The organism is Streptomyces sp. NPDC028907, assembly GCF_055564995.1.
This window is the reverse complement of record NZ_JBVHVE010000027.1, coordinates 18,314-34,466: the sequence shown is the minus strand read 5'-3', so window position 1 is coordinate 34,466 and position 16,153 is coordinate 18,314. Positions and strand designations below refer to the sequence as shown.

Here is a 16,153-nt window from a genome sequence, read left to right as displayed (position 1 = left end):
CTCCCGCCCGCAGCTTCCGACGCGCCCGTAATGCTCGCAACGCGGAACAATGGGCACATGAGCCAGCCTTCCAACGCCCAGGCACAGGTCCAGCACGCGCAGCCCTCCGTGGGCTCCATTGCGGCGCACCGCCCGCACACGGTGTCGGCGGTCGTCTCCGATCTGGAGCCCGACATCGACGCCGACCTCGACGCGTACGAGGTCACCGAGATCGAAGGTGTCCAGCTGCCCCAGGGCCGGTTCCTGGACCGGGAGCGCAGCTGGCTCGCGTTCAACGAGCGCGTCCTCGAACTCGCCGAGGACCCGAACACCCCGCTCCTCGAACGGGCGAACTTCCTGGCGATCTTCGCCAGCAACCTGGACGAGTTCTTCATGGTCCGGGTGGCCGGTCTGAAGCGCCGTATCGCCACCGGCGTCGCCACCCGCTCCGCCTCCGGCCTGCAGCCCCGCGAGGTCCTGGAGATGATCTGGGCCCGCTCCCGCGAGCTGATGGCCCGGCACGCCGCCTGCTACCACGAGGACGTCGCCCCCGCGCTCGCGGAGGAGGGCATCCACCTGGTCCGCTGGAACGAGCTGACGGAGAAGGAGCAGGCCCGCCTCTTCACGCTCTTCCGGCACCAGATCTTCCCGGTCCTGACCCCGCTGGCGGTCGACCCGGCCCACCCGTTCCCGTACATCTCCGGGCTCTCCCTGAACCTGGCCGTGCGCGTACGGAACCCCGTCACCGGCACCCCGCACTTCGCCCGCGTCAAGGTGCCCCCGCTGCTCTCCCGCTTCCTGGAGGCCTCCCCCGGCCGCTTCGTCCCCCTTGAGGACGTCATCGCGGCCCACCTGGAGGAGCTGTTCCCCGGCATGGAGGTCCTGGAGCACCACGCCTTCCGGGTGACCCGCAACGAGGACCTGGAGGTCGAGGAGGACGACGCGGAGAACCTCCTCCAGGCCCTGGAGAAGGAGCTCATGCGGCGCCGCTTCGGGCCGCCGGTGCGCCTGGAGGTCGAGGAGAACATCAACCAGGAGGTCCTGGACCTGCTGGTGCGCGAGCTGAAGATCAGCGAGGCCGAGGTCTACCCGCTGACCGGCCCCCTGGACCTCACGGGGCTCTTCCGCATCGCCTCGATCGACCGGCCCGAGCTGAAGTACCCGAAGTTCGTCGCGGGCACGCACAGGGACCTGGCCGAGGTGGAGTCGGCGTCCGCGCCCGACATCTTCGCGGCCCTCCGTAACCGCGACGTCCTCCTGCACCACCCGTACGACTCCTTCTCCACCTCCGTGCAGGCGTTCCTGGAGCAGGCGGCCGACGACCCGGACGTCCTCGCGATCAAGCAGACCCTGTACCGGACCTCCGGCGACTCGCCCATAGTCAACGCGCTCATCGACGCCGCCGAGGCAGGCAAGCAGGTCCTCGTCCTGGTCGAGATCAAGGCCCGCTTCGACGAGCACGCCAACATCAAGTGGGCGCGCAAGCTGGAGGAGGCCGGCTGCCACGTGGTCTACGGCCTGGTCGGCCTCAAGACCCACTGCAAGCTGTCCCTCGTCGTCCGCCAGGAGGGCGAGACGCTACGGCGCTACAGCCACGTCGGCACCGGCAACTACCATCCGAAGACGGCACGGCTGTACGAGGACCTGGGCCTGCTGACGGCCGACCCGCAGGTCGGCGCGGACCTCTCGGACCTCTTCAACCGCCTGTCCGGCTACTCGCGCCGCGAGACCTACCGCCGCCTGCTGGTGGCTCCGAAATCCCTGCGCGACGGCCTGGTCTCGCGGATCAACAAGGAGGCCCAGCACCACCGTGCCGGGCGTCCGGCCTACGTCCGCATCAAGGTCAACTCCATGGTCGACGAGGCGATCATCGACGCCTGCTACGGCGCGTCACGGGCGGGCGTGCCGGTCGACATCTGGGTCCGCGGCATCTGCGCGATCCGCCCTGGCGTGACCGGACTGTCGGAGAACATCCGCGTCCGCTCGGTCCTCGGCCGCTTCCTCGAACACTCCCGGGTCTTCGCCTTCGGCAACGGCGGCGAGCCCGAGGTGTGGTTCGGCAGCGCCGACATGATGCACCGCAACCTCGACCGCCGTATCGAAGCCCTGGTCAGGGTCACCGACCCGGCCCACCGCGCCGCGCTCAACCGGCTCCTGGAGACCGGTATGTCCGACACCACCGCGTCCTGGCACCTCGGCCCGGACGGCGAGTGGACCCGGCACGCGACGGACACGGAGGGCCAGCCCTTGCGCAATGTCCAGGAGATGCTCATAGACGCCCGGAGGCGCCGGCGTGGCACAGCAACACCTTGACCCGACGGACCCCACGGCCGGGGCGGTGACCGGGGACGCCCTCGCGGGCTACCTGCGAGCCCAGGCCACGGAGTTCCTCCGCGCCCTGCGGCTGCACCGGGAGACCGGGGGCGGCGCGTCCAACGGCACGGAGGAGTCCGTCGACGCGGCCCGCGCCCTGCGCCGCTCGGCCCGCCGCATCAGCGCCAGCCTGCACACCTTCCGCCCCTTGCTGGACACCGACTGGTCGGAGGCCATCCGCCCGGAACTGGCCTGGCTCTCCGGCACCCTGGCCCTGGAACACGCCTACGCGGCCCGCCTGGAACGCCTGCTCCTGGCCCTGCACCGGCTGTCCGGAGCACCGGTACTGCCGGCCCAGACGCCGACGCCCGATGTGCTGGGGGCGCGTGCGGGGGGCGGTCCGGCGAGGGTGACCGCGGGAAGTCGCAGCGACCTGTCGGGGGCGAGCGGTCACGCGGCGGCGTCGGGGGACCGCAACGACGCCGCGACGGGCGACCGTCGCGACGCGAGGGCGGGCAGGCTTGGCGACGCGACGGCGGTGAGTCGTGCCGAGGCGGCGGCGGGCGACGTGGGCGACACAGCGGCAGGCAGTCGTGCGGACGCGACGGCGGGCGACCGTGGCGACGCGGCCGTGAGCAGCCGGGCCCACACAGCCGCAAACAGCAGCGCCGACGCAGCCGTCAGCAGCCGTGTCGACGCGGCGGCGAGCAGCCGGGCCGATGCAGCCGCGGCGAGCAGTGCCGACTCAGCCGCAGGCAGCCGTGCCAACGTCGCCGCAGGCAACCGCGCCAACGCAGGCGCGCTCGGCCGGGCCGACCTGGCCACGGGCAGTCGTACCGGCGTAGCTGCGGGCAGCCGGACCGCTGGGGCGGCGACCGTCCCGAAGAGAGCGGCACCCGGCAGCACCGGCTCCCCGACCAACCCCGCGCCCACCCCGGACCGCGGCAACCTGACAGTAGGCGCGGCCAAAGCAGGCGCCCTGCTGGACCGCCAGCTCACCCTCGCCCGGACCCGGGCTCACTCCAGCGCCCTCCAGGCCCTGGGGAGCAGCCGCTTCCACGCCGTCGCGGACAGCATCGCCGTACTGGCCAGCGAGGTCCCCCTCACCCCCGCCGCGGCCACCACCGACCTGCACCCCCTCGCGGCCGCCGCCGAGGAACGCCTCACCGACGCGGTGGCTGCGCTCCCGCTGGTGACCGCCGGCCACCCCTACAACGCGGAGGCCCTGATCCACGGCCTCTCCCCGGACCCGTCCCCGCACCCGCAGGACGCACCCTGGCACCAGGTCCGCCTGCTGCTGCGCCTGCACCGCTACGCCCGCGAGGTCCTGTACGGCGACAGTGACCCGGTGGACGTACGGCTGCTGGCGGCCGGCCAGTCCCTGAACCGGCACCGCGACGCCTCCGAGGCGGCGGCCGCCGCGGCCCAGGCGGCCCGCACCCCGCGCATCGCCCCGGCGACGGCGTACGCCCTCGGTGTGCTGCACGCCGACCAGCGGCACGAGGTGGAGGCGGCACGGTTCGCGTTCCAGCAGTCCTGGCAGCGCCAGACGGTGGGCACGCCCTAGGTGTGTTGTCCGGAGAGGTTGGTGACGCGGCTGGCTGGGGTGTGGCCGCTGATTCCGGTGTGGGGGCGGTGGTAGTTGTACCAGTCCAGCCAGTCGGGGAATGCGGCCTGCCGTTCGGTGTCTGAGGTGTAGGGCCGGTGGTAGGCCCATTCGTCGAGCAGGGTGCGGTGGAAGCGTTCGACCTTGCCGTTGGTCTGCGGCCGCCAGGGCCGGGTCCAGCGGGGGCTGGTGCCCAGCTGGTGGCAGGTGTCGCGCCAGGTGTTCTTGGTACAGGCCCAGGCGTTGTCTGTCAGGACCCGCTCGATGGTCACGCCGCGCGCGGCGGTCAGCGACGCTCACGGTCGACGTCCCCTCCCAGCGGAGCGCTCTTGCTGCTCCGGCATCACAGCCCCCTCGCGTCTCCGCCCTTACCGATGGCGACGAGCGCGACAGGGATCAGATCCCGGTCCCTCTCATGCGTGAGTCGTTCACGGGCGGCGTCGGGCGTGAGCCAGACAAGATCGCTGACCTCCTCGTTCGGCTCGAAGGCACCCTCCCTTGCCTCCGCCACCCAGTAGGAGACCTCTTTGAGGCGCCCCTGATGGTCGGTGTACCGGGATGACGGGAGCCTCGCCCCCAGACGGCACGTGTAGCCGGTCTCTTCCAGCACCTCACGGCGTGCCCCCGCTTCGGCCGCTTCCCCGCGCTTGAGCTTGCCTTTCGGCCAGGACCAGTCAGCCCACTTCGGCCGGTAGACCAGCGCCAGCTCCAGCCCAGCCGACGAGCGACGCCACAACAGGCAGCCCGCGGCACGAACGACATACGGTCGACTCATGTGGTCCATGGTGCCGCCAAGGCCGTGAAGGTGCCCTGACCAGCGACTTTTTTCACCGGTGAACCAAGACGAGGACCACCTGGCCGGCGCGCTGCGCGAGGTCGAGGAGGAGACGGGGCACTCCGCCCGGAGCCGTCTGACCCGGCCAAGAGACCGCCCACTCGTGGACGCCCTGCCGGAGTCGCTTCGGCCGGCATAGTCCGCACCATCTCCGCACAAAGTCTCGGGACGCTCCCGTGTCCTCAACGTAAGCGTTCCGTGACCTCACCGCACCGTCCCCAGGGGTTCACCCCTCGTTCATTTACGCCCATCGGCGGCTTCACCTGTTCTGCCTAATTTCGGCCTTGCACGATGACGGACCGCGCCCCGGGGGGACGGTCCCGCATCACCCATTCTTCGCACGCCGCCGAATTCAGGACGGCGGCTCCTGGAAGGAACTCCCTCAGTGAAGCTTCAGCGCAAGAACCGGCGGGCTCTCGCTCTCGGCGCTCTCGCCGTCTCCGGCGCCCTGGCCCTCACGGCGTGCGGCTCCGACGACACCGGCACCAGCAGCAACGGGGGCGCCTCCAGCGCAGCGGCCGGCAACATCAAGTGCGACGACGCCTCGGGCCAGCTGCTCGCCGACGGCTCCTCCGCGCAGAAGAACGCGATCGACGCCTGGGTCGCGCAGTTCACCGCCGCGTGCAGGGACGTGCAGCTCAACTACAAGGGCGGCGGCTCCGGCGCCGGCGTGACCGCGTTCACCCAGGGCCAGGTCGCCTTCGCCGGTTCCGACTCCGCGCTGAAGCCCGAAGAGGTCACCGCCTCCAAGAAGATCTGCTCCGGCGGCCAGGGCATCAACCTCCCGATGGTCGGCGGCCCGATCGCCGTCGGCTACAACGTCTCCGGCGTCGACAACCTGGTCCTGGACGCCTCGACGATCGCCAAGATCTTCGACAGCAAGATCACCAACTGGAACGACCCGGCGATCAAGAAGCTGAACCCCGACGCGAAGCTCCCCGACCTCAAGATCCAGGCGTTCCACCGCTCGGACGAGTCCGGCACGACGGACAACTTCACCAAGTACCTGATCGCCACCGCCAAGAAGGACTTCCCCTACGAGGGCGGCAAGGCCTGGCAGGCCAAGGGCGGCCAGTCCGCTCCGCAGTCCTCCGGCGTGGCCCAGCAGGTGAAGCAGACCAACGGCGCCATCGGCTACTTCGAGCTGTCCTACGTCAAGGACAACATCAAGGCGGCCAAGCTCGACACCGGCGCCTCCGCCCCGGTCGAGGCCAACGTCGCCAACGCCACCAAGGCCATCGCGGCCGCCAAGCGTGTCGGCACCGGCAACGACTACGCGCTCGAGCTGGACTACAACACCAAGGCCGACGGTGCGTACCCGATGGTCCTGGTGACGTACGAGATCGTCTGCGACAAGGGCAACAAGGCGGCCACCCTGCCCGGCACGAAGGCGTTCCTGACCTACATCGCCTCCGAGGACGGCCAGAAGATCCTCACGGAGAACGACTACGCCCCGATGCCCGAGGAGATCATCACCGAGGTTCGCAAGACCATCTCGAACCTGAGCTGACCCGAATGCGGTCCGGTCCAGGGCCTGAGAAACCCCGGACCGGACCGCATCGTCCGGTGCACCGCCGCCCGGAGCCGTCGCCGATCGCGTACGGCTCCACCGAGCCGCCGCAGACCGTGTGCGGCTCCGCAGACCGGAGAACGTGATGGACACATCTACACAGACGCCTCAAGCCCCTCTCCCCACCCCACGGCCGCCGGCAGCCGAGCAGCAGCGCGCGGCCCGCGGCGCCACCCGACCCGGCGACCGGATCTTCCTCGGCCTCTCCCGCGGCTCGGGCATCCTGCTGCTGGTGATCATGGCCGCCATCGCGGTCTTCCTCACTTACCGCGCCGTCCTCGCGATCAGCGAGGACGAGGGCAACTTCCTCACCACCTTCGAGTGGGACACCAACACGGTCCCGCCGGTCTTCGGTATCGCCGTCCTGGCCTTCGGCACGATCGTCTCCTCGATCATCGCCATGGTCATCGCGGTCCCGATCGCGGTGGCCATCGCGCTGTTCCTCACGCACTACGCCCCGCGCAGACTCCGGGGCCCCATCGCGTACGTGATCGACCTGCTCGCCGCCGTGCCGTCCATCGTGTACGGCCTGTGGGGCGCCATGATCCTCGTACCGCACCTGACCGGCCTCTTCGGCTGGCTGGACGAGTACCTCGGCTGGACCGGCATCTTCTCCTGGGAGGGCGGCGCCCCCCGCTCGATGTTCACGGTCGGCATCCTGCTCGCGATCATGATCCTGCCGATCATCACCAACGTCAGCCGCGAGGTCTTCCGGCAGGTCCCGCAGACGCACGAGGAGGCGGCCCTGGCGCTCGGCGCCACCCGCTGGGAGGTCATCCGCATGGCGGTCCTCCCGTTCGGCCGCTCCGGCGTGATCTCCGCCTCGATGCTCGGCCTCGGCCGCGCCCTCGGCGAGACGATGGCCGTGGCCACCGTGCTCTCCCCCGACTTCATCATCCACGGCAGCCTGCTCAACCCGGGCGGTGGAACCTTCGCCCAGAACATCGCCAGCAAGTTCAGCGAGGCCACCGAGTTCGGCCGGGACGCGCTGATCGCCTCCGGTCTGGTCCTGTTCGTCATCACCCTGCTGGTCAACGGCGCGGCCCGCGCGATCATCGCCCGCCGCAAGGAGTACTCGGGGGCCAACGCATGAGCAACGCCACCATCGCCGACAAGCGCCCCAGCAGCCTGCGCGGCGCCCGCCTGCCCAAGTGGTCCCCCTACGCCATCGCGGCCGGCTCGGTGGCCGTCGCGGTCGGCATCGGCCTGGGCGCCGGCCTCGGCAGCCGCGTCCAGTGGGGCCTGATCGCGGGTCTCCTCTACGTGTTCGGTTCGTACGTCATCGCCGCCCGCGTCGAGGGCCGGCGCCAGGCCAAGGACCGCGTCGCGACCTCCCTGGTCTGGGTCGCCTTCCTGCTGGCGGTCGTCCCGCTGGTCTCCCTGGTCTGGACGACCATCGCCCGCGGTGTGAAGGTCCTGGACGTCTACTTCCTGACCCACTCCATGGGCGTGGTCGCCGACTCCCAGCCGGGCGGCGGCATCTACCACGCCATCCTCGGCAGCCTGGAGCAGGTCGGTCTCGCCACCCTGATCGCCGCGCCGATCGGTGTACTCACCGCGATCTACCTGGTGGAGTACGGGCGTGGCAGCCTCGCCCGGTCCGTCACCTTCTTCGTCGACGTCATGACCGGTATCCCGTCGATCGTCGCCGGCCTGTTCATCCTCAGCCTCATGCTGATGTTCGACATGCAGCCCTTCGGCTTCGCCGGCTCGCTGGCCCTGGCGATCCTGATGATGCCGGTCGTCGTCCGCTCCACCGAGGAGATGCTCAAGCTCGTCCCGAACGAGCTGCGCGAGGCCTCCCTGGCGCTCGGCGTGCCCAAGTGGCGCACCATCCTGAAGGTGGTCCTGCCGACCTCGATCGGCGGCATCACCACCGGCATCATGCTGGCCATCGCCCGTATCGCCGGTGAGACCGCGCCCGTGCTGCTGCTGGTGTTCGGCAGCAAGTTCATCAACGCCAACCCCTTCGAGGGGGCGCAGGCGTCGCTGCCGCTGTACATCTACCAGCAGTACGGTTCCGGCGAGACCCCGGCGTACGACCGCGCCTGGGCGGCATCACTCACGCTGATCGCCTTCGTGATGATCCTCAACATGCTGGCCCGCGGGATCGCCCGCTGGAAGGCCCCGAAGACCGGTCGCTAAAGCATCGACCTGCGGCTACCGCCGCGCGGGGCCACACAGCGACCAACTGATTCTGGAAGTGAAGTAGAGACATGGCCAAGCGAATCGACGTAAGCGGGCTCACCGCCTACTACGGCTCCCACAAGGCGATCGAGGACATCTCGATGACGGTCGAGCCGCGCTCGGTGACGGCCTTCATCGGCCCGTCCGGCTGCGGCAAGTCGACGTTCCTGCGCACGCTGAACCGTATGCACGAGGTGACGTCGGGCGGTCGGGTGGAGGGCAAGGTCCTCCTCGACGACGAGGACCTGTACGGCCCCGGCATCGACCCGGTGTCGGTGCGCCGTGAGGTCGGCATGGTGTTCCAGCGCCCGAACCCCTTCCCCACCATGTCGATCTTCGACAACGTGGCGGCGGGCCTGCGCCTCAACGGCAACTACAAGAAGAGCGAGCTCCAGGACGTCGTCGAGAAGTCCCTGAAGGGCGCGAACCTCTGGAACGAGGTGAAGGATCGCCTGAACAAGCCCGGTTCGGGTCTCTCGGGCGGTCAGCAGCAGCGCCTCTGCATCGCCCGCGCGATCGCGGTGGAACCGAAGGTCCTGCTGATGGACGAGCCCTGCTCCGCCCTGGACCCCATCTCCACCCTCGCCATCGAGGACCTGATCGGTGAGCTGAAGGAGCGCTTCACGATCGTCATCGTGACGCACAACATGCAGCAGGCGGCCCGTGTCTCCGACCGCACGGCCTTCTTCAACCTCGCCGCCGTCGGCCAGCCCGGCAAGCTGATCGAGATCGACGACACGGAGCGCATCTTCTCCAACCCGTCGGTCCAGGCCACGGAGGACTACATCTCCGGCCGCTTCGGCTGACAGACCCCTCGCGGTGCTGCATGGCGGTGCCACTGCGAGGCAGATAAAGGGCCCGCCCCCTGGCTCCCGGGGGGCGGGCCCGTCTTGTTTCACCTCGTCCCCTCGCCGCCGTACGCGGCGCCGCGGCGCCGTGCGGGGCGGCGTCAGCCTGTTGTGTGCCCTTCCGCGTCCGCCCGCGCCAGGCTGCGGGCGCGTCTGGCCGGGCCGTGCCAGCCGCAGGTGCAGCGGGCCGTGCAGAAGCGGCCCTTCTCCACTGTTGTCGTGCGGTGTTCCGCGGGGTCGTCAGGTTTTGCGGGGGAGGTTGGTCCGTCCTGCTGTGCCACATCGACAACGTTACCCAGGGCAAGTAAACGCGACGCCTCCGGTGTGCGTGACGGGGGCACTTACTCGTCGTTAACCGGAACGACAGGGGGCCCGTGACGGACGTACCGGCTGGGGGTAGGCAGGCGATGACGGAGCGGCAGCAGCAGCGCAGGCAGAGGCGTGGGGCGGGCGTTGCGGCGGGAGTCCTGTGTGCCTGTCTGACGGGCAGCGGGTGTGTGGCGGAGAGCGGTGCCGCTGTGGGGGACTCGCGGGACGGGGACGCCGTGCGGGTGGTGCGGCGGGCCGCCGATGCGCTGGTCGGGGCCCGGAGTTCCAAGGCGCGGACGTCGATGGAGATGGCGACGGGTGGGACGCGCGTCACCATTCGCGGTGAGGGTGTCTACGACTTCCAGAAGCGGCGCGGGCGGCTGAAGGTGCTGTTGCCGCAGGATCCGGCGGGCGCCGCCGCGCAGCGGCCGATCATGGAGTTGCTCGCGCCGGGGGCGTTGTTCATGAAGAACCGCGGTGCCGGTGTGCCCGCGGACAAGTGGGTCCGGGTCGATACGCGGTCGCTGTCCGACGGGAACCTGGTCACCGGCGGGGCCACCGATCCGTACGCCGCCGCCGAGGTGCTGCGCGGGGCGCGGACGGCGACGTATGTGGGGAAGACGGACGTCGCCGGTACGGCGGTGCGGCACTACCGGGGGACCGCTGACCTGGCGACTGCCGCGCGGGAGGCCTCCGAGGGGAATTCGGAAGCGCTTGCGGCGGCGGCGAAAGGGTTCGCCACGGACGAGGTCCCGTTCGACGTGTACCTCGACGACGACGGGCGGATCCGGAAGGTCCGGCATCGGTTCAGCTTCGTCAACGGGCAGCAGAAGGACGCCGTCGCCGTGGCCTCGACGACCTTGCTGTACGACTTCGGGGCCCCCGTCGACGTACGGCTGCCGGACGGTGACGACATCTACGCGGGGAAGATCGCCGAGTAGTGAGCGTCGGGGTGTGCGGGCGTGACGGGCGTCAAGAACTAGCCCGTCCGTGCCATGCGCAGTGTGTAGGCCGCTCCCTACTCTAGGAAGTCGGTAACGGCAGAGAAGAGGTGATGCACGTGGCTCCGGTCGGCGGTACGGCAGTTCAGGACCACGTGGCCCTCGCCGAGATCGAGCTGTGCGGAGAGCTCATCATCGCGGCCTCGACCGCCCGCGAGGACCGGCTCAGTCTGGAAAGCATCGACGAGGTGCTGAGGGTCGCGGAGGAGCGGGACGCCGAGGGGGAATGATTTCGGCCACTGGGGCCGTGGCCCTCAGGTGCGCAGCAGCCGGCCGATCGCCTTCGTCGCCTCCGCCACCTTTTCGTCGACCTCCGCACCGCCCTTGAGGGCCGCGTCGGCGACACAGTGCCGCAGGTGCTCCTCCAGCAGTTGCAGGGCGAAGGACTGCAGGGCCTTGGTGGAGGCGGAGACCTGCGTGAGTATGTCGATGCAGTAGACGTCCTCGTCGACCATGCGCTGAAGGCCGCGGATCTGGCCCTCGATCCGGCGCAGGCGCTTGAGGTGCTCGTCCTTCTGCTTGTGGTAGCCGTGGACACCGCGGTCGTGGTCGGTCACGACGGCGGGGGTGCCCTCCGCCTCGGAGGGCGCGGCCGCGCCGGCCTCGGTGGTCGTCATCGCGTCCTCCAGACGTAAACCGCTTCATATACCCCTACTGGGTATATCGTACCGAACTTTGCTGGGTATAGGGCCCTGTGGCCGAACCGCCAACGGCCGTTGGACTGGACCACTGGGCAGCCCCCGTGCCGACCACTGTGCCTGATGGGCGACACTGGAGGACGGCCCATTAGCCGTGGCCGGATGATGCGCCTAGCATCAGCCTGACCGAACCGACGCTTCCTGAGGACCCTCACGTGCGCTTTCGTCTGACCCCCCGGGAGACGAGCTTCTACGACATGTTCGCCGCATCCGCGGACAACATCGTCACGGGCTCGAAGCTCCTGATGGAACTGCTCGGGGCGGACACCGCCGGCCGGGCCGAGATCGCAGAGCGTATGCGGGCCGCGGAACACGCAGGTGACGACGCCACGCACGCGATCTTCCACCAGCTGAACTCCTCGTTCATCACACCGTTCGACCGCGAGGACATCTACAACCTCGCGTCCTGCCTCGACGACATCATGGACTTCATGGAGGAGGCCGTCGACCTGGTCGTCCTCTACAACGTCGAGGAACTGCCCAAGGGCGTCGAGCAGCAGATCGAGGTGCTGGCGCGGGCCGCGGAACTCACGGCCGAGGCCATGCCGAACCTGCGCACGATGGACAACCTCACCGAGTACTGGATCGAGGTCAACCGCCTCGAGAACCAGGCCGACCAGATACACCGCAAGCTTCTCGCGCACCTCTTCAACGGCAAGTACGACGCGATCGAGGTCCTCAAGCTCAAGCAGATCGTGGATGTGCTGGAGGAAGCGGCCGACGCATTCGAGCATGTGGCGAACACGGTGGAGACCATCGCCGTCAAGGAGTCCTGAGACCCTCACATGGACACCTTCGCTCTGGTCGTGACCATCGCGGTCGCGCTCTTCTTCACGTACACCAACGGCTTCCACGACTCGGCGAACGCCATCGCCACGTCCGTCTCGACGCGGGCGCTGACGCCGCGGGCCGCGCTGGCGATGGCCGCGGTCATGAATCTCGGCGGTGCCTTTCTGGGGTCCGGTGTCGCCAAGACCGTCAGTGAGGGGGTGATCCAGACGCCGGAAGGCTCGAAGGGGATGGGGATCCTCTTCGCGGCGTTGGTGGGCGCGATCACCTGGAACCTGGTCACCTGGTACTTCGGGCTGCCGTCCTCCTCCTCGCACGCGCTGTTCGGCGGCATGGTGGGGGCGGCATTGGCCGGCGGGACCACGGTGTACTGGAGCGGGGTCCTGGAGAAGATCGTCATCCCGATGTTCGTGTCGCCGATCGTCGGGCTGTGCGCGGGGTATCTGGTGATGACCGCGATCATGTGGATCTTCCGGCGGGCCAATCCGCACAAGGCCAAGCGCGGGTTCCGGATCGCGCAGACCGTGTCGGCTGCCGGGATGGCGCTCGGGCACGGTCTTCAGGACGCCCAGAAGACGATGGGCATCGTGGTCATGGCGCTGGTCATCGCCGATGTCGAGGACTACGGCGATCCGATTCCGGTGTGGGTGAAGATCGTCTGTGCGGTGATGTTGTCGCTGGGGACGTATGCCGGTGGGTGGCGGATCATGCGGACGTTGGGGCGGAAGATCATTGAGCTTGATCCGCCTCAGGGGTTCGCCGCGGAGACCACGGGGGCGTCGATCATGTTCACCACGGCGTTTCTGTTCAAGGCGCCGATCTCCACGACGCATGTGATCACTTCGGCGATCATGGGTGTGGGGGCTACCAAGCGGGTGAACGCCGTGCGGTGGGGTGTGGCCAAGAACATCGTCCTTGGGTGGTTCATCACGATGCCTGCGGCCGCGGTGGTGGCGGCTGCCGCGTTCGGGGTCGTACACCTGGCGTTCCTCTGACTTGCTCCTCGGGCTGAAGCCCGAGGATTCTGGCCTTCCGTTCCTGCCGTGCCGCTACGCGGCACGGCATTCGGTCGGGAATCCGTGGCTTCCTGTTTCTTCGCGCTGTGCCGGGATCGCTCCTGGTCTTACCGGCGCTCCGCAGGCCGATACCGCCAGTCCGGCGGCCGTCTTCACGTTGATCGCGGCGTTGGTGTCCCGGTCGTGGACAGTGCCGCGGGCGGTGCAGGTCCATTCCCGGGCATTCAGGAGTTTGGGCCCGTTGCCCCGTCCTCAAGCACCGGACGGGGCTGAGTCACGCGGACCGGGGATCGTGCATCCCCACGGGGGCAAAGTACAGGTCAAGGAGCCACCGACATCTGGAACCCGGACCGCGGCCTTCCCGTCTCGTTCCAAGAACCCTTCGTACTGACTGCGCGGGAGTGTCTCCTGTTGCCAGGCCCAGTGCTCAGCCGCGGTCACAACATTTCGACGCGAGAACGTCCGTGCCCGCGCCGTAGCTGCCGCGCTCACTGGCAACGTGCAGCAGCTCACAATTTCCAGGAGGCGACATGGAACGGCGTACCTTCATCGGCGGCACCGCAGCAGCCCTCACCGCCCTGACGGCAACCGCCTGCGACGGCACCAAAGACACCAACTCCGGCACCGGCACCCGCACCAGCACCCGAACCACCGCCACCGGCAACACCGCCGCCTCCGCCCCAGCCAACTGGACCGCCCTCGCCAAGGACCTCGACGGCCGCCTCATCCGCCCGGGCGACGCCGACTGGAAGTCCGCCCGCCTGCTCTACAACACCCGCTTCGACAACCTGAAGCCCACCGCGGTCGCCTACGTCGCCCACCCCGACGACATCCGCACCACCCTCGCCTACGCCCGAGCCCACAACCTCCACGTGGCCATCCGCAACGGCGGCCACTCCTACGCCGGCTGGTCCTCCGGCAACAACCGCCTGATCATCGACGTCTCCAAGCTCAACCGCATCCGAGCCGGCGGCAACACCGCCGTGGTCGGCGCCGGCTCCAAACTCATCGACGTCTACCGGGCCCTCGCCGCCAAGGGCGTCACCATCCCCGCCGGCTCCTGCCCCAGCGTCGGCGTCTCCGGCCTCACCCTCGGCGGCGGCCACGGCGTCACCTCCCGCGCCTACGGCCTGACCTGCGACAGCCTCACCCAGGCCACCCTGATCACCGCCGACGGCAAGCAGCTCACCGCCAACGCCACCACCAACAAGGACCTCTTCTGGGCCCTGCGCGGCGCCGGCAACGGCAACTTCGGCGTCGTCACCGAGCTCCAGTTCAGGACCCACCCCGCCCCGCAGGCCGTCACGGCGTACATGACCTGGCCCTGGTCGAAGGCGGCCAAGCTGATCAAGGCGTGGCAGGAGTGGGGCCCGACCCAGCCCGACGAGATCTGGTCGGCCCTGAGCATCTCGAACCACGCGGGCGGCAACCCGACCATCACGGTCGCGGCGTTCTCGCTGGGCACCTACAACGAGCTCAAGAACGCGGTGGACCGCCTGGCCGACCGCCCCGGCGGCCCCGGCCCCGCGAGCAACGTCGCGATCAAGCGCCGCTCGTACAAGGAGTCGATGGAGCTGTACGCCGGCTGCTCGTCCTTCACCTCGGACGCCCAGTGCCACCTCCCCGGCTCCACCCCGGGCCGTTCCCCGCAGGGCGCGCTGAGCCGCGAGACGTACTCCGCGAAGTCGGACTTCTTCGACCGTTCGCTCTCACCGGCGGGCATCCAGACCCTGATGCGGCAGATGCAGTCGGTCCGCGGCGGCTCCGGCAGCGTCGCCCTCACGGCCCTCGGCGGAGCCGTCAACCGCGTCTCCCCCACCGCCACGGCCTTCGTGCACCGCCGCTCCCGCATCCTGGCCCAGTACATCGCCTCCTGGCGGGCCGGCACGTCCGGCTCCACCGCCCAGTCCTGGCTGACGTCGGCCCACTACGCGATGCGGCCGTACGCCTCGGGTGCCGCGTACCAGAACTACACGGACCCGACGCTGAAGGACTGGCGCAAGGCGTACTACGGGGACGCGGCGACGCGCCTGACGAAGCTGAAGAAGCAGTACGACCCGGAGGGTTTCTTCACGTACCCGCAGGCGCTGTAGCCCTCACGGCTTCCGCCCCCGGTCAGGGACTAGGCCGCGAGGTCCCGCTCCTCGGCGCCCGCGCCCGCGGCCTCTTTCCGGGCACCCGGAATCACGGCCTTCTGCCCGCCCTCGCGGGAGCCTCCCCGCGCTTTGATCAGCCACCCGCCCCTGGGCGACCGCTCGATGGCGGACATCACGGGCGTCAGCAGAGCCATGGCCAGCGGCGACAGCAGCAGCGCGACAGCGGTACCGAGCGCGAACCCGCCCACGACATCGGTCGGATAGTGCACGCCCATGTAGACCCGGCAGAACCCGCCGAGCAGCGCGAGCCCGATCCCGACCAGCCCGAACTTCCGGTTGGCGACGAACAGCCCGACGCCGAGGGCCATGACGATCGTCGCGTGGTCGCTCACGAAGGAGTAGTCGGTCTTGCCGCTCACCAGGACCTCGAGCCCCTGGTGATCGAGGAACGGCCGTGGCCGCTCGACGAACCCGCGGATCGGCACGTTCACCAGGACCGCGATCCCCGCGGCCAGCGGCGCCCACACGAGCGCGGCGACGGACGAGGCGGCGTCCTCGTCGCCCCGGCGTCGCACCGACCACCAGCACCACACGACGAGCAGCACCAGGGCGAGCACGACCCCGTACTCACCGACGTACTCCATGACCCGGTCGAACCAGTGCGGGGCGTCCTTGGCCAGGCCATTGACGTCGAAGAGCAGGTCGACGTCGGGGTTCGACCCGGAATCTGCGAGTCCAGCCATGATGCTGCGGCCCCTTCGTCGTCTCTTGGCTCGGCGCAACTTGCGTACGCCGCTCCGCCCACCCCCGTGGTTGTAGATCCGGCTACGTCACCAGGAACGCACGGCCCCTGTTGATACGTTCCACACTCCACTGAATGATCACTCAGACGTTATCGAAGAGAGA

Annotated in this window: 15 protein-coding genes and 1 pseudogene; 11 read left to right on the top strand and 5 right to left on the bottom strand. The window is 69.3% G+C overall.

Annotation, left to right across the window (positions count from 1 at the left end; translation table 11 throughout):
• The first annotated feature begins 57 nt into the window (after positions 1–57).
• Together ACZ4UU_RS43660 and ACZ4UU_RS43655 are read left to right on the top strand one after the other, a co-directional pair.
• A complete protein-coding gene (locus tag ACZ4UU_RS43660) occupies positions 58–2,292 on the top strand; it encodes an RNA degradosome polyphosphate kinase (protein WP_471909008.1) in 2,235 nt (744 codons plus the stop codon).
• Between the two features lie 538 nt (positions 2,293–2,830).
• Entirely contained in the window at positions 2,831–3,859 is a 1,029-nt protein-coding gene (locus tag ACZ4UU_RS43655; RefSeq protein ID WP_471909037.1) for a CHAD domain-containing protein, read from the top strand.
• Here the strand turns inward: ACZ4UU_RS43655 and ACZ4UU_RS43650 are convergent.
• Together ACZ4UU_RS43650 and ACZ4UU_RS43645 are read right to left on the bottom strand one after the other, a co-directional pair.
• Positions 3,856–4,173 (bottom strand): annotated as a pseudogene (locus ACZ4UU_RS43650) (integrase core domain-containing protein); the annotation flags it as partial. The gene ACZ4UU_RS43655 and the pseudogene ACZ4UU_RS43650 overlap by 4 nt on opposite strands.
• A 68-nt stretch (positions 4,174–4,241) precedes the next feature.
• Positions 4,242–4,682: an NUDIX hydrolase gene (locus tag ACZ4UU_RS43645; protein ID WP_471909007.1), complete on the bottom strand. Its 441-nt coding sequence runs from the start codon at positions 4,680–4,682 to the stop codon at positions 4,242–4,244.
• Between the two features lie 436 nt (positions 4,683–5,118).
• Here ACZ4UU_RS43645 and pstS point away from each other — a divergent pair, with 436 nt between their 5' ends.
• The 6 genes from pstS to ACZ4UU_RS43615 all read left to right on the top strand — a co-directional run bounded on the left by pstS (position 5,119) and on the right by ACZ4UU_RS43615 (position 10,878).
• Positions 5,119–6,243 (top strand): phosphate ABC transporter substrate-binding protein PstS, encoded by a 1,125-nt coding sequence (gene pstS / locus ACZ4UU_RS43640; protein WP_471909006.1) that lies wholly within the window; start codon positions 5,119–5,121, stop codon positions 6,241–6,243.
• Positions 6,244–6,388: 145 nt separating this feature from the next.
• Positions 6,389–7,396: a phosphate ABC transporter permease subunit PstC gene (gene pstC / locus ACZ4UU_RS43635; RefSeq protein WP_471909005.1), complete on the top strand. Its 1,008-nt coding sequence runs from the start codon at positions 6,389–6,391 to the stop codon at positions 7,394–7,396.
• Positions 7,393–8,448, top strand: coding sequence for a phosphate ABC transporter permease PstA (gene pstA, locus ACZ4UU_RS43630; protein WP_471909004.1), 1,056 nt, complete (start codon positions 7,393–7,395; stop codon positions 8,446–8,448). Before pstC ends, pstA begins: the two co-directional genes overlap by 4 nt.
• A 71-nt stretch (positions 8,449–8,519) precedes the next feature.
• Positions 8,520–9,296, top strand: a complete 777-nt coding sequence (gene pstB / locus ACZ4UU_RS43625) for a phosphate ABC transporter ATP-binding protein PstB (RefSeq protein WP_471909003.1) — start codon at positions 8,520–8,522, stop codon at positions 9,294–9,296.
• A 449-nt stretch (positions 9,297–9,745) separates the two neighbouring features.
• A complete protein-coding gene (locus ACZ4UU_RS43620) occupies positions 9,746–10,588 on the top strand; it encodes an SCO4651 family lipoprotein (protein ID WP_471909002.1) in 843 nt (280 codons plus the stop codon).
• Between the two features lie 113 nt (positions 10,589–10,701).
• Complete coding sequence (locus ACZ4UU_RS43615) at positions 10,702–10,878, top strand: hypothetical protein (RefSeq protein ID WP_471909001.1); 177 nt, start codon at positions 10,702–10,704, stop codon at positions 10,876–10,878.
• Positions 10,879–10,902: 24 nt separating this feature from the next.
• Here the strand turns inward: ACZ4UU_RS43615 and ACZ4UU_RS43610 are convergent, their stop codons facing one another.
• Entirely contained in the window at positions 10,903–11,265 is a 363-nt protein-coding gene (locus ACZ4UU_RS43610) for a metal-sensitive transcriptional regulator (RefSeq protein ID WP_471909000.1), read from the bottom strand.
• Between the two features lie 236 nt (positions 11,266–11,501).
• On the opposite strand from ACZ4UU_RS43610, the gene ACZ4UU_RS43605 reads away from it, so the two are divergent.
• Both ACZ4UU_RS43605 and ACZ4UU_RS43600 read left to right on the top strand, forming a co-directional pair.
• Positions 11,502–12,122, top strand: coding sequence for a DUF47 domain-containing protein (locus ACZ4UU_RS43605; RefSeq protein WP_048585568.1), 621 nt, complete (start codon positions 11,502–11,504; stop codon positions 12,120–12,122).
• Between the two features lie 9 nt (positions 12,123–12,131).
• Positions 12,132–13,130 carry an inorganic phosphate transporter gene (locus tag ACZ4UU_RS43600; protein WP_471908999.1) on the top strand — a complete coding sequence of 333 codons (999 nt, stop codon included), beginning with the start codon at positions 12,132–12,134 and terminating at the stop codon, positions 13,128–13,130.
• 54 nt (positions 13,131–13,184) lie between these two features.
• Here ACZ4UU_RS43600 and ACZ4UU_RS43595 read toward each other — a convergent pair whose 3' ends face one another.
• Positions 13,185–13,379: a hypothetical protein gene (locus ACZ4UU_RS43595; RefSeq protein ID WP_471909036.1), complete on the bottom strand. Its 195-nt coding sequence runs from the start codon at positions 13,377–13,379 to the stop codon at positions 13,185–13,187.
• A gap of 302 nt (positions 13,380–13,681) precedes the next feature.
• Between ACZ4UU_RS43595 and ACZ4UU_RS43590 the strand changes: the two genes are divergently transcribed.
• Positions 13,682–15,244 carry an FAD-binding oxidoreductase gene (locus ACZ4UU_RS43590; RefSeq protein ID WP_471908998.1) on the top strand — a complete coding sequence of 521 codons (1,563 nt, stop codon included), beginning with the start codon at positions 13,682–13,684 and terminating at the stop codon, positions 15,242–15,244.
• A 29-nt stretch (positions 15,245–15,273) separates the two neighbouring features.
• Here ACZ4UU_RS43590 and ACZ4UU_RS43585 read toward each other — a convergent pair whose 3' ends face one another.
• Positions 15,274–15,990 (bottom strand): phosphatase PAP2 family protein, encoded by a 717-nt coding sequence (locus ACZ4UU_RS43585; RefSeq protein ID WP_471908997.1) that lies wholly within the window; start codon positions 15,988–15,990, stop codon positions 15,274–15,276.
• Positions 15,991–16,153: the final 163 nt, after the last annotated feature.